The sequence below is a fragment of the Arthrobacter sp. ISL-48 genome (genome assembly GCF_018613805.1).
In the GTDB taxonomy this organism is placed as follows: domain Bacteria; phylum Actinomycetota; class Actinomycetes; order Actinomycetales; family Micrococcaceae; genus Arthrobacter.
On the sequence record NZ_JAGGPL010000003.1, the window covers coordinates 1052731 to 1064247 of the forward strand.

The 11517-nt window shown below is 62.4% G+C and carries 15 protein-coding genes and 1 tRNA gene; 6 read left to right on the forward strand and 10 right to left on the reverse strand.

Features of this window, described 5'->3' with window-relative positions:
• Nucleotides 1–6: 6 nt before the first annotated feature.
• Nucleotides 7–561, reverse strand: a complete 555-nt coding sequence (locus tag J7E83_RS08750) for a thioesterase family protein (RefSeq protein ID WP_214960887.1) — start codon at nt 559–561, stop codon at nt 7–9.
• 261 nt (nt 562–822) lie between these two features.
• Between J7E83_RS08750 and J7E83_RS08755 the strand changes: the two genes are divergently transcribed.
• The gene (locus J7E83_RS08755; RefSeq protein WP_214960889.1) at nt 823–1800 is read left to right on the forward strand and encodes a LysM domain-containing protein; all 978 of its coding nucleotides are present in this window, start codon (nt 823–825) and stop codon (nt 1798–1800) included.
• A gap of 133 nt (nt 1801–1933) precedes the next feature.
• On the opposite strand, the gene J7E83_RS08760 is transcribed toward J7E83_RS08755, so the two are convergent.
• Together J7E83_RS08760 and J7E83_RS08765 are read right to left on the reverse strand one after the other, a co-directional pair.
• Nucleotides 1934–2015, reverse strand: a tRNA-Tyr gene (locus J7E83_RS08760).
• Nucleotides 2016–2187: 172 nt separating this feature from the next.
• Complete coding sequence (locus J7E83_RS08765; RefSeq protein ID WP_214960891.1) at nt 2188–2442, reverse strand: hypothetical protein; 255 nt, start codon at nt 2440–2442, stop codon at nt 2188–2190.
• Nucleotides 2443–2658: 216 nt separating this feature from the next.
• Here J7E83_RS08765 and J7E83_RS08770 point away from each other — a divergent pair, with 216 nt between their 5' ends.
• The gene (locus J7E83_RS08770) at nt 2659–3150 is read left to right on the forward strand and encodes a YajQ family cyclic di-GMP-binding protein (RefSeq protein ID WP_214960893.1); all 492 of its coding nucleotides are present in this window, start codon (nt 2659–2661) and stop codon (nt 3148–3150) included.
• Nucleotides 3151–3392: 242 nt separating this feature from the next.
• Here the strand turns inward: J7E83_RS08770 and J7E83_RS21090 are convergent, their stop codons facing one another.
• From J7E83_RS21090 to J7E83_RS08800, 6 genes are all read right to left on the reverse strand, one after another.
• Nucleotides 3393–4172, reverse strand: coding sequence for a TM2 domain-containing protein (locus J7E83_RS21090; protein WP_251043497.1), 780 nt, complete (start codon nt 4170–4172; stop codon nt 3393–3395).
• Between the two features lie 416 nt (nt 4173–4588).
• Complete coding sequence (locus J7E83_RS08780; protein ID WP_285289329.1) at nt 4589–4747, reverse strand: excisionase family DNA-binding protein; 159 nt, start codon at nt 4745–4747, stop codon at nt 4589–4591.
• Nucleotides 4748–4865: 118 nt separating this feature from the next.
• Nucleotides 4866–5525: a hypothetical protein gene (locus J7E83_RS08785; protein WP_214960896.1), complete on the reverse strand. Its 660-nt coding sequence runs from the start codon at nt 5523–5525 to the stop codon at nt 4866–4868.
• Between the two features lie 312 nt (nt 5526–5837).
• Nucleotides 5838–6323, reverse strand: a complete 486-nt coding sequence (locus tag J7E83_RS08790; RefSeq protein ID WP_214960898.1) for a hypothetical protein — start codon at nt 6321–6323, stop codon at nt 5838–5840.
• Between the two features lie 143 nt (nt 6324–6466).
• Nucleotides 6467–8599, reverse strand: a complete 2133-nt coding sequence (locus J7E83_RS08795) for an alpha/beta fold hydrolase (protein ID WP_214960899.1) — start codon at nt 8597–8599, stop codon at nt 6467–6469.
• 3 nt (nt 8600–8602) lie between these two features.
• Nucleotides 8603–8884: a hypothetical protein gene (locus tag J7E83_RS08800; RefSeq protein ID WP_214960901.1), complete on the reverse strand. Its 282-nt coding sequence runs from the start codon at nt 8882–8884 to the stop codon at nt 8603–8605.
• 275 nt (nt 8885–9159) lie between these two features.
• Between J7E83_RS08800 and J7E83_RS08805 the strand changes: the two genes are divergently transcribed.
• Together J7E83_RS08805 and J7E83_RS08810 are read left to right on the forward strand one after the other, a co-directional pair.
• The gene (locus tag J7E83_RS08805; protein WP_214960903.1) at nt 9160–9384 is read left to right on the forward strand and encodes a helix-turn-helix domain-containing protein; all 225 of its coding nucleotides are present in this window, start codon (nt 9160–9162) and stop codon (nt 9382–9384) included.
• 40 nt (nt 9385–9424) lie between these two features.
• A complete protein-coding gene (locus J7E83_RS08810; protein WP_214960905.1) occupies nt 9425–9625 on the forward strand; it encodes a hypothetical protein in 201 nt (66 codons plus the stop codon).
• 297 nt (nt 9626–9922) lie between these two features.
• Here the strand turns inward: J7E83_RS08810 and htpX are convergent, their stop codons facing one another.
• Complete coding sequence (htpX, locus tag J7E83_RS08815) at nt 9923–10789, reverse strand: zinc metalloprotease HtpX (RefSeq protein ID WP_214960906.1); 867 nt, start codon at nt 10787–10789, stop codon at nt 9923–9925.
• Between the two features lie 106 nt (nt 10790–10895).
• Between htpX and J7E83_RS08820 the strand changes: the two genes are divergently transcribed.
• Together J7E83_RS08820 and J7E83_RS21095 are read left to right on the forward strand one after the other, a co-directional pair.
• Nucleotides 10896–11381: a Fur family transcriptional regulator gene (locus J7E83_RS08820; protein WP_214960908.1), complete on the forward strand. Its 486-nt coding sequence runs from the start codon at nt 10896–10898 to the stop codon at nt 11379–11381.
• 7 nt (nt 11382–11388) lie between these two features.
• The coding region (locus J7E83_RS21095; protein ID WP_251043666.1) for a catalase at nt 11389–11517 on the forward strand (129 nt) is incomplete at its 3' end.

The following is an 11517-nucleotide window of genomic DNA, read 5'->3' on the forward strand; positions in this document are numbered from 1 at the left end:
TCTCGCCTAAACCCTGGTTTCCCACAGGTGGGGTGCCGGCACGCGGCTGCCGGGCAATGCGTTTGTCTGGCGCCACTCATGGATCCACTCAGGAAGTTCCAAATCCGTCGGGGGCTCGCCGAACTCGTTCAGGATCTCCTCCTGGCTAACCGGCCTGCCCTTGCTGACCAGACGGGTGGCAATGTGGGCACGGGCGTAGATCTCGCCGTCGACCACCATGCGTTGCTCAAAATATATGGCCTTCGCATCCAGCCCGATGATCCTGGACTCGATGGTGTACTGCTGCCACAGTTGCAGGGACTTGCGGAAGGCGATGGTCTCCCCCGCAGCCACCGGGCTCCAGCCGCGCTGGCGCATCCTCTTCCACACCCCGCTACGGACCATGAGGTCGAACCGCCCCAGGTCCATCAGCGAAAAGTACATGCCGTTGTTCACGTGCATGGCGATATCGATGTCGGTGGGAAGGACCCGCAGCGGCAGAGACGAAGCGTCCCAGATGCTCAGCGCAGAGCGGCGGCGCGAGGTGAACAGCATCAGGAGGGTTCGCAGGAGCAGGTGCATGCATCCATGTTACCCGCCAGTAACAACCTTGTGGCCAGCCGGACTCGGCGGGCGCCGCAGCCGCCTGTGGGCAAGTAGTCGCGCGCGGAGAGCTTGAGTAGAAGCCGCCGCCTGGTCAAGTAGCCCAAGGAAAAACTCGGGTATTCCCTACTCGTGCCGCGGCCATGCGCCATTCCTAGACTCGAAAGTCCTAGGGCCGAATCTTGTTGGCGCATCCTCCTGGATGATGCCGCTTCCGGACCGAACCTCGATGGGCCATCCATGTATCAGCAGAAACCGGAATCCCCGGAACCACCTCGCAGGAACTTTGAAACCGATGTCCCCAGGGCCGGACTGACCCCCGGCCGCCGGCCAGTCAGCAACAAACTCTGGGCCGGCATGGTTGGCGCTGCAGTTGTGGCTGCTGTCGGCATTGGTGCCTTGACAGGCCCCGTCCGCACACCGGCAGCAGAAGCCGCGACGGTGGCTGCTCCGGTGGTGCGCGAAGTCAGGCCTTTAGTCGCTTTGCCCCTCGTCGAACCTGATGTGGGCACGAGTGCCCCGGGCACGGTCATTGAAGAAGAGGCGCCTGCGGAGGTAGCCGCGGCCCCGGTCGCCGCGCCGGCCGAGGCACCTCCGGCCCCGGCACCGCCCCCACCGGCTCCCGAACCTGCACCCGCGCCGCCTGCCGGTGACGCCAACCTGTACACGGTGGTCGCCGGGGATTCGATGGGATCGATCGCGGCGCGCTTCGGCGTGGACCTCAATGCCATGCTGGCAGCCAACGGCCTGTCGGGGTCCAGCATCATCGTCCCCGGACAGACCCTGAAGCTGACCGGTCCCGCCGTCGCCATGCCTGCTCCCGCGCCGGCCCCTGCACCTGCACCGGCGGCCCCGGCGCCGGCTCCTGCCCTGGTTCAGGCGGCTCCGGCTGTCCGGACCATCTATGTCGCGGGCTCTGGCGGCCAGTCCATGGTGGATGCCTGCATCGGCCCCATTCACTACACCCCGAATGACGGCTACTCGCTGTTCATCACGGAACATGACTTCTGCGGCGGCTGGGCCCGCTTCTCCGGCATCGGGGTAGGTGAGACGGTCAGCATCCCAGGTTACGGAACGTTCACCGCCACGGCCCGGGGCCAGGTCCCGAATCCCGGAACCACCAACGACGTGATCTCAGTCTTCGGCGGCTTCCCCCGGGCTATCCTGCAGACCTGCATCCCGGGCACCAGCCAGATGCTGCTGATCGCGCTGAATTAATTTCCTAAGGCTTGTCCGCGGTTCAGAAGCTTCAAGGCAAAGAACCGCGGACAAGGCCAGGCCTGCGCCGGTGCTGGCCTCCAGGGCACGAAAAAGCCTCCGGAACCATCAGGTTCCGGAGGCTTTTCTTGGGTGGCAGATGAGGGATTCGAACCCCCGTAGGCGTTGCCAGCTGATTTACAGTCAGCCCCCTTTGGCCGCTCGGGTAATCTGCCGAACTTCAAAAGAAGATCACCCCCGGCTGCAGTCTTCAGAACGTCCGTTTCCGGGCCGTTCCGCTTCCAGTAACCGCGGGCAAGACAACTTTACAGAACTTCCGCCGAAGAATCGAATCGAGGCTCCATGGCCCCAAAAAGCCCTGGAGTACGGGCAGGCAGGTGCTGGAAATCAGGCCCCGCCGAGGATCCGGCCCGCCAGCCGCGCCTCGAATTTAACAGCCTGCTCTTCAGTGATCTGGTTCAGCTGTACCGCGCGCAGCAGGTCCTCGCTGACGCCGTCCATGCGGGCGGAGGCGTCGGCCACGGGGCTGAGGATGATGGACGCGGCCACCGCTGCAGCCGCGACCGACGTGGCCGCAGTTGCAACTGCCCCTGCAGCCACAGAGGTGGTTCGAGTGACGTAATGGACGGCTTTGCGGTGCATCTGCTTTCCCTTCAGGCATCTTCCAACTCCTCCAACTCTCCGCGTCCGAGCTTCGTTCCCGCCATACGTCCGCTATGAACGAACTGTGAACGCGGAAACAACTTCACAACGGAGGCATCCGTACTAGGCTGGAATGCAGGTATCCACGCCCCCTTGGAGGCCTGCGCAACTCAAGAGGCGCAGCCCGAGCGGGCACCCACCAGCACAAGGAGAGTCATGGCAGGCGAGTCAACGTTCGACGTCGTAAGCAAAGTGGACAAACAGGAAGTTGCGAATGCACTGAACCAGGCGCAGAAGGAACTGGTCCAGCGCTACGACTTCAAGGGCGTCGGCGCCGAGGTCGATTTCAGCGGCGAGAAGATCCTTATGAAGGCCAACTCGGAGGAACGGGTCCTCGCCGTGCTGGACGTCCTCCAGTCCAAGCTGATCCGCCGCGGCATCTCCCTCAAGTCCCTGGACACCGGAGAGCCCTACGCCTCCGGCAAGGAGTTCCGGCTGGAGGCTTCCATCAAGGAGGGCATCGAGCAGGACCTGGCCAAGAAGATCAACAAGAAGATCCGGGATGAGGGCCCCAAAGGCGTCAAGTCCCAGATCCAGGGCGACGAGCTCCGAGTTTCATCCAAATCCCGCGACGACCTGCAGGCCGTCATGGCGCTGCTGAAGGACTTCGACGAGGCTGACCTGCAGTTCGTGAACTTCCGCAGCTAGCAGCCGTTATTGACGTCGTCCGGCTGACGAACGCCTACTTTTGTCCTGCCAAGACCCAGGAAGTAGAAGCCGCGCTCGACTATTTCGGCCAATAAGTGGTTCCGCGAAGGTCTTCAAGGCTGCGGGGACGACCTGAATGGTAATGGCTCGCTCTAACCGAAAGCACCCGTGCCGCCATTTGCGACAGAAGAGCCCTGCTTCACTAAGCGAAGCAGGGCTCTTCTCTGCCATGAAGCTAGACGCTACTTCTTCTCTTCGACCGAGATAGTCCATGAATCAAAGTTGGCTGCCTTCACGTCAAGGTAATAACTGCCCTTGCTCTTGTGCACGGCAGTTTCACCCGACTCATCCTTCTGAAGCAACTTCGCTGGCAGGCCACCGTCCTTCGTTAGATCCTTGCCTTCCTCCACCAGGTAGATGGACGCGAGAGCCATGGAGCTACCGTTGAGTTCCTTACCACCCGTGAAGGTGTAGACCAGGCGGGCGTCAGCGCCAGACAGGGCGAACGTCTGACTGGCGTTGTCAGCGGAACCGGCCAGTTCAGCAACCTTGGTCCAGGTCTTCGCGGCAGCCGGCGCCGCCTGCGTTGCGGGAGCTGCGGCGACGGGAGCAGCGGCGACGGGAGCAGCGGCTTCATTTGCGGGAACAACAGCCGGTGTGGTGGTTGGCGTGGAACCGCCGCGGGCAGCATTGATGATAATGCTGAGCACAATGAAGGCGGCCGACACTATCAAGGCGATCTTTTTGTGTTTGTCGTAACCCTCCAGCGGTAGGCCCTGCTTGTCGCGTGCCTTGTTAGTGAGGATCAGGATGAGGTCGATAAGGGCCCAGATACCCAGGCCCCCAATGGTGACGAGCTTGAGGATGCCTGTGCCGACCTTGCCGAGGTAGAAACGGTCAACACCTAGTACGCCGAGCAGGAGGGACAGCAGCCACGTCGTAAGGAACGACTTACTGCTTATCTGAGGCTGCCCGTAGGCGTCTGCCTGAGGATAGGGCGCGAGGTTGGGGGTTTGGCTCATGAGAGTCCTTTTCATAGGACACCCGGCCGCCGAGCGATGCGATGCGAAGCGTGCGGAGTGGGGTGCGGTGAAGAACGCAATTGAGGGAGCCCGCCGGCATTTCTAGACCTGGCCCGCGCATGAACAGTCACACGCAGAGCGCGCGCAAGTACCGACATGATCACTTCCCCAATAGCGTCACGGGTATTTCTTGCCCGTCAATCGGATGCTACACCCGACGTGCGACTTCCACTTCGACTTGCACGGAAGATGACAATCTCAGTCGGGATTTGAAGCCCTCAGCCCCCAGCACCCCACCCGGGAAGTTGCGAGATCCATCGGGACGGCTTCCGGTGCCGGCGAACCCTGCGACGATGAGACCTAGGTCTCCGGATCCTCATCAGGATTTCGCCAGCTTCGATCTTCTCGGCAGTGGTTCAATACGCCTGGCTGATGTAAGCCTCCAGATCAGCAGAGGCGATACGCCAGAGGCCCCGGGCGCCTACCTGAAGCCCGCGAAGCTCCCCTGACTTCAGCAGAGCCCGCACGAGTGGCATCCCGACGCTGAGTTCATCGGCGACCTGCTCGACCGTCAGAAACGGCGCTGCACCTCTTCAGCCATGGCCTAGTTCTCCGTCTTGATGAGTTGGAGCTCCCAGCCCTCAGGGACGAGCGCCTCGAGTTCGGCCCGCCCATCGTGGACTGAGGGTGCTTCTACCTCGATTGTGCGGTTTTCGGGGTCGGCACGCCGTTGAGGGAGGGGTCCAGGGTGCAGTCACTTTCGACTTGGATCATGGTCCAATCGGCTTTATCTTGGGGACCAATGGCGTTTTTGGTGGGGCCGAATACCACGAGGATGCCGGTCGGGGACGTCGCTCCGATCTGCATGCCAGGGTTGGGGGCGTCGGTCTCGTCGAATATGTTCCCGATCTTCCAGCCTTTGGATTTCCAGTAGACCTTGATTTTCTCGACTGCGGCTTTCGGGTCCGGGCTCGACCCGCCCCACAAGGTGATGGAAAACTTGTTGCCCGCCTTCCTCCCGGCCGCACACGTGGGCATGACGCCGTCTTCGGTTGCACGGTCCCAAGTTGGGAAGGCAAGCCCGGCTTGTTTGATGGTGTCATCGATGGTGTCATAGAAGTCTTTTTCAACGACTTCTGCGGTTCTCGTGCCGTCGAAAGGGTGTTCCGAGTCCGTGGTCATAGGTGCTGATCCTCCTGGCATGATGGTGCATCCGGTGGTTCCGGCCAGTACAGCGGCGGCGAGAACCAGCGCGGGAAGCGCGGTCCTGACACTGAAGTCTCTGCGGGCGTTTCCCGTCCGGCCAGGCTCAGGCGTACCGGCCTGAAGCCGGCGTCCGGGGTTTGTTGTCAAGGTTCTTTCAGGGTTCAATCTGTTAGCTCCGGGCAGGTTTGCTGTGGTCCACTGGGGGCGATGGTTACCGCTGAAAGATCCGGTCTCCATTCCTCGTGTGGCGTTGAACCGAACCCATCCGCCGTCCCCTGTCGGCTTTGGATTCGTCGCTGCTCCACTCCCAGAAGCTGGACACGGTCGGGGGCGACAAACGCTTGTTGAGGCTTGTCCCGGCGATCGTGTACACAAACCATTTAGTCGCTCCGATGGGGTCCAACGAGCGAACGAGACCGGGCCCCTTGTCGAGCCGATTGACCCTGGTTCTAATGCTGGCTACTGCTCGGTTTTTGGCGTTGGTACCCCATCGAGGGAGGGGTCCAGGGTGCAGTCGCTTTGCGCACGGAGCATTGACCACTCCGTTGTTTTTTCGGGGTTGGTGTTGTTCTTTATGGGGTTGTAAACAACCTCGATCCCGGTAGGGGATTTCGCTGCTATCTGCATGCCGGGGTTGGGGGCGTCAGTGTGGTCGAAGATCGTCTCTATGGTCCAGTTCTTGGATTCCCAGTAGGCCTGGATCTTCTCCACAGCGGCTTTCGGGTCCTGTATCGCGCCGCCGTCAAGGGTGATGGAAAACCTGTTGCCCATCTTGGATCCGACCGCACAGGTGGTCAGCATGACGCCGTCCTCGGTTGCCCGGTCCCAGGTTGGGAAGGCAAGCCCGGTTTCCCGGATGGTGTCATCGATGGTGTCATAGAAGTCTTTTTCAACGGCTTCTGCGGTTCTTGTGCCGTCGAAAGGGTGTTCCGAGTCCGATCTCATGGTTCCATTTCCTCCTGGCAGGATGGTGCAGCCGGTGATGCCGAGCAGCAAGATTGAGGCGAGCACCAAGGCAGGTGCAGCGCTCCTGTATCGTCCCGGTGTTCGGATCCAAGCGTGCGTGAGCGAGTGGCTTTTTCGAGGGGTCATTTTGCTGGCTCCGGGTAGATTTGTTGGGGCTTCCCGCCGTCGTGGGTGGTGATCCGTATCCATGACGAGGGCTGGATTTTGTCTCCGTGGCCGGTGGTTGACAACGCAATGTTTTGCAGTGATTCGGTTTTCTGCTCGAAGTAGCCATGCCCAGTCGAAGCGTTTACCGGTCCCCACGGACCATCGCCTGTGGTCTGGTGTCCATCGGTGTTCTCCATCGACTCACCGCTGCCGGGGTCGAAGCCGCCATCAGAGGAGAATACGTGTGCTCCTGGCCAGAGGCCGGGCATGGTCGGGGCGACACGCATTTGCTGTGGCTTATGGCCGGTGACCGTGTCCACAAACCGCTCAGCCGCTCCGATGGGGTCTGTAATCCAGTCCCCGACGGCCACGCCCGCCCCGCCCAGGACTGAGCCGCCGATCCCCACGGGCGCAACCACGTCCAAGGCGGCCTGGGTTGCAAACACTGCCGGGGTGTCGTCCGCCCCCGCTGCCACGTGCAGTGCCGCAGCATCCGGGACGGCGTTCTTGTCGATGCCTGCTGAGGCGATGAACGTCATGGTGTCCACGTTGTGCACCGTTTTCGTCAAGGCGTACGCGGCCGTGGTGGTGCCGTAGGAGTGGGCCAGGACGTTGACCTTGGGCACCCCCGCACCGTTGCCGGTGTTCCGGGTTTCGTGGAACCCGTCCAGGGCCGCTGCGAGTTTGTCCGACCCGGCCCAAGCCTTGTCGCCGGAGAACACTTCCATGCTGGGGAACATCTCGGGGGTGTCATACCCGACCCAGGACACCACGGCGTTCGTCATCCCGGCAGGGCCGGAAACTCTCAGCACTTCTCGTTGCTGGTCATAGATCGCTTGGGCTCCGGTGGTCCAGGCATCGATGCCACCCGGGGTCACGGTGGTGCCCATGCCGGGCACGTTCCAGGTCACGTTCCCGGCGGTGTCCAGGTTCCCGATCGCCACGGCCGCGAGGGGTTTGCCATGGTTCAGATCGAAGGAAACCACAAAGCGGTCCGATGCGGGTTTGCCGTTCCTGCCCGTGAGTGATTTGTTGATGCCTTCGATGGCCTTGCGGGTGTTCTCATCGGCGGGCGGGTTGATGGTGAGGATTTGGAGGAGTTGACGGTTGGCTTTGTCCCGGGCACTGTAGGGGATGCCGTTGAGGTTGCCGATGATCCCGGGCACCGTCGCGGTCAGCAGTGCCTGGGCATCGGGGCTGAGGTTCGCCCACCAGGTTTTGGTGCGGGCGGTGGCGTTTGGTCCAGGCAACGGGTAGCGGGCCCGGTCCGGGTTGTTCATCCCGTAGATCACCAGTTCGGCGTGGGTGAAGGTTGCCAGCAGTGCCAGGTAGTCCTGCCCGGCACCGGCGTCCCCGTGTGAGGCTTTGTCGTAGAGGGTGTTCAGGGACACCGTCCGCGGGTCGTTCTTTGGTGCCAGCAGCGCTGCCAGCGCGCCGCCACCGAAGGGAATGACGGCGCCCCGGCCTGCTTGCTTGGCTGCCAGCCCGGCATCGGGCATCAGGATCAGGATCAGGGCCGCCACACGCTTACCTTCGGCGTCGTAGCGGTGCCGCAGGTCATCGGCCTTCCGGCGCAGGTCCTCCAGCCGGTGCCCGGCGTCAGCGACCATGGCATAGCCCCGGGTATCGGAGAAGATTTCCATCAGGGGCGCGGCGACTGTTTCGACCGTGGCCTGGAGAAATCCCTCGACCGCCGAGCGTTGCGTGGCGGCATGGATGCGTTCTTCCCTGCCTGCATCGATCATCTTGTGGCCCGCGAGTTCCTCGTCGTGAGCCTCCATGGCCTGGCTGCGAAGCCGGTTTGCCTCCTCCTGAAACCCGGACAGGCTGGTGGCCCAGCTTTGGAAGGCGTTCGCGTTGGCCTCGCACGCGGCCCGGTACACCCCGATCAGGGCGGCATCCCGGTCAAGAAGCGTCTTGACCGCTGTAACGGCAGCCCCGGCGCCGGTCATCACCGTGCGCGTCAAACCGTCCTGGGCATCGGTCAACCTCCCCGCGTTGCCCGCCCAGGCATCGGATATCCGCATCACGTCGTCCACACTACCCGGAGCGGGATCGGAGCAGCCCAGCAAAGACCAGTCCGCCTGCCTGCACACATCGAAACCCATGACTCAGGCCTTCCCGTTCGTTGCTTGCCCTGACAGGGCCGTATCCACCCGGGAGAACTCCGCCCCGGCTTTGCTGGCCTCTTGGCCGTCAGCACCCAAGATCGTGTGAAGTGCCGGGCCGTCGATGGACCAGGCCCGATCGATCACCCCGCGTGCCCAGGCAAGATCCCGATGCCCCAGATCCCCCTCAAGCACCGCTCCGGAGGAATTCACACCCTCCGCCGCCTTCGCAAGCGCCGCACCGGCACCCTCGAACGCTTGCACCTCAACAACCAAATCAGACACCGACGACGCACTCCTGTTCATGAACACCACACATGATGACGAACGCGTAAGCCCTGTTGAGCCCTTTTCAAGGCCGGACCCCGCCACCCCTAAACGAGGAATCGAACGCATCGTGACCCTTCTACACACACTTTATTCCATTCGCCGGACTTATTCGTGCGGGCTGGCGGGAAGGTCGCACTCGCCGCAGCGACCGGTCAGGGTCACCGACGATTCAAAGTCGGGGTTGATGCCGGGGTGACTAATCACTGCCGCATCCACCGAGCATCGGTGCCATGACCAACCAAAAAATGGCCTACGCGTTCGAGGAAGCCGCAGAACAATGCGGCTACAGCATCCGCACCCTCAAGCAGCACGTCGCAGACGGCAACCTCGCCGCCCGTTACGCCAATACCAAGGGCGTCATTCGCCGCGAAGACCTAGCGGAATGGCTGGACTCATTGCCGGCAGAATCTCCGGAGAAGTACACCCCGGCCACCATCACCAGGGACGTGGGCTGATCGTGGGCCGCATCCCGGACGCATACCCACAGCACAGGAGATGGCCGAAAGGTACCGGATCGGAGACGACACGGTACGCCGGAAAGTACAGACCGGCGAATGGCCCTGTGACCCCATCGGCAGGCTCTACCGATTCTCACCCGACCAGCAAGACGAAATCGCTCAAATCGCAGCCGGAACACAACGCGGCGGCTACGACAAAGACCGCATCGCAGCAGCACTCCGCAAACTCTCCGGATAAGGACGCCAACTACAGCGCGCTTAGCGCCGGGCACCCTATGACTCATTTGATGTGAGGGTGTGGTTCCCCACGCTCGCCGGGCTGGCGCAGGTGGTCCTTCAGTCCGCAAAAAGTCCACAGGAGGTCCACAAACGCCCGACTTTGGCCGACTGTACCCAACCTTGGAAACCGCGGGAACTAGCGATGTACAGTGCATCCCAGTGCCACTCAATCACTACACTGCAGTTCGTGAACTTCCGCAGCTAACTGGTGGCATCGTCGCCGCGGCCATAAGTTACGCAAACTCTGGTCCCGGCCTCAGTTCAGCGCCCGGCCCGCCATCCGCTCGAGCCGGGAGATCCGGTCCTTCATCGGCGGGTGGGTGGCGAACAGCTTTGTCATCGCGCCGCCGCGGAAGGGGTTGGCGATCATCAGGTGCGAGGTGTTCACCAGGTTCTGGTCCTGCGGTAGCGGCGCCAACCTGACCCCCTGCTCGATCTTGCGCAGGGCTGAGGCGAGTGCCAGCGGATCGCCGGTGAGCTGGGAACCGTCCTCGTCGGCGTCGTACTCCCTGGTGCGGGAGATGGCCAGCTGGATCATCGAGGCTGCAAAGGGCGCGAGCAGCGCCATCGCCAGCATGGCGAACGGGTTGGAGTTCCGCCGGTCGCCACCAAAGAACAGCAGCATCTGCCCCACGGAGGTGATCACACCGGCGACGGCGGCGGCCACGGAGGACGTGAGAATGTCCCGGTTATAGACGTGCATGAGTTCATGGCCCAGGACACCGCGGAGTTCACGGGCGTCCAGCAGCTGCAGGATTCCCTCGGTGCAGCAGACGGCCGCGTTCCTGGGATTCCGGCCGGTAGCGAAGGCGTTCGGGTTCATGGTGGGCGAGAGGTAGATGCGCGGCATCGGCTGGTTGGCGCGGACGGACAGCTCGCGGACTATCTGGTGCAGCTGCGGGGCCTGGGCTTCCGTGACGGGGTAGGCCGCCATGGACCTGATGGCAATCTTGTCGCTGTTCCAGTAGCCGTAGAAGGTCGTTGCCACGCCAATGACGGCCATGATCCAGATGGGCGCCGAGCTCCGGGTGTTGATCCCGATGAGCCCGCCAAGGCCGAGCAGCACAGCCCAGAGCACACCAAAGAGCGCCGCGGTCTTCAGTCCGTTGTAATGCTTGTGCACGTTCACTCCTCCATCTCCGGGGATCGATCCTCTTCAAATCCTAGTCCGGGAAAAGGTTAACCGAGCCTTATTGTGAGATGTTCATAATAAGTGCTTCAATGTAGTCATGACGGAACACTTTGGCGGTCACGAAGCATGGGCTGCCGCCCTGCGTGCCCACGGCCGCCGGGTGACCAAACAGCGCCTGGCCGTGCTGGCCGCCGTCGAACATCACCCTCATTCCCCGGCGGAAAGCATCCTGGCCGCGGCGCGCGCCGAACTCCCCGAGCTCACCGCCCAGTCCGTTTACGTCGTCCTGGGAGACCTGACGGACCTGCACATGCTGCGCCGCTTTGAGCCGCCGCACTCACCGGCCCTGTACGAGACGCGCGTGGGTGACAACCACCACCACGCGATCTGCATCAGCTGCGGCCGGGTTGAAGACGTGGAGTGCGCCGTGGGCCATGCGCCGTGCCTGACCCCGCACTGGGATGAAAACTCCAAGCCGATGACCATCCAGATCGCCGACGTCATGTACCAGGGCATCTGCCAGGACTGCCAGCAGTCCCAAAAACTTCCTTCTGAACATCATTCACAAGTAATCGAGAAATAGGAGAATAATGACTGCGAACATCTCTGTATCGACCACCCAGTCCGGTGCCCCCGTCACGTCCGACGCGCACTCCAAGGCTGTCGGTGCTGACGGCGCCATCATCCTGACCGACCATTATCTGGTGGAAAAGCTCGCC

What these genes read in the sequence shown, in the direction of transcription:
- J7E83_RS08750 (WP_214960887.1), bottom strand. Translation starts at nt 561, where the DNA reads ATGCACCTGCTCCTGCGAACCCTCCTGATGCTGTTCACCTCGCGCCGC.
- J7E83_RS08755 (WP_214960889.1), top strand. Translation starts at nt 823, where the DNA reads ATGTATCAGCAGAAACCGGAATCCCCGGAACCACCTCGCAGGAACTTT.
- J7E83_RS08765 (WP_214960891.1), bottom strand. Translation starts at nt 2,442, where the DNA reads ATGCACCGCAAAGCCGTCCATTACGTCACTCGAACCACCTCTGTGGCT.
- J7E83_RS08770 (WP_214960893.1), top strand. Translation starts at nt 2,659, where the DNA reads ATGGCAGGCGAGTCAACGTTCGACGTCGTAAGCAAAGTGGACAAACAG.
- J7E83_RS21090 (WP_251043497.1), bottom strand. Translation starts at nt 4,172, where the DNA reads ATGAGCCAAACCCCCAACCTCGCGCCCTATCCTCAGGCAGACGCCTAC.
- J7E83_RS08790 (WP_214960898.1), bottom strand. Translation starts at nt 6,323, where the DNA reads ATGAGATCGGACTCGGAACACCCTTTCGACGGCACAAGAACCGCAGAA.
- J7E83_RS08795 (WP_214960899.1), bottom strand. Translation starts at nt 8,599, where the DNA reads ATGGGTTTCGATGTGTGCAGGCAGGCGGACTGGTCTTTGCTGGGCTGC.
- J7E83_RS08805 (WP_214960903.1), top strand. Translation starts at nt 9,160, where the DNA reads ATGACCAACCAAAAAATGGCCTACGCGTTCGAGGAAGCCGCAGAACAA.
- J7E83_RS08810 (WP_214960905.1), top strand. Translation starts at nt 9,425, where the DNA reads ATGGCCGAAAGGTACCGGATCGGAGACGACACGGTACGCCGGAAAGTA.
- J7E83_RS08820 (WP_214960908.1), top strand. Translation starts at nt 10,896, where the DNA reads ATGACGGAACACTTTGGCGGTCACGAAGCATGGGCTGCCGCCCTGCGT.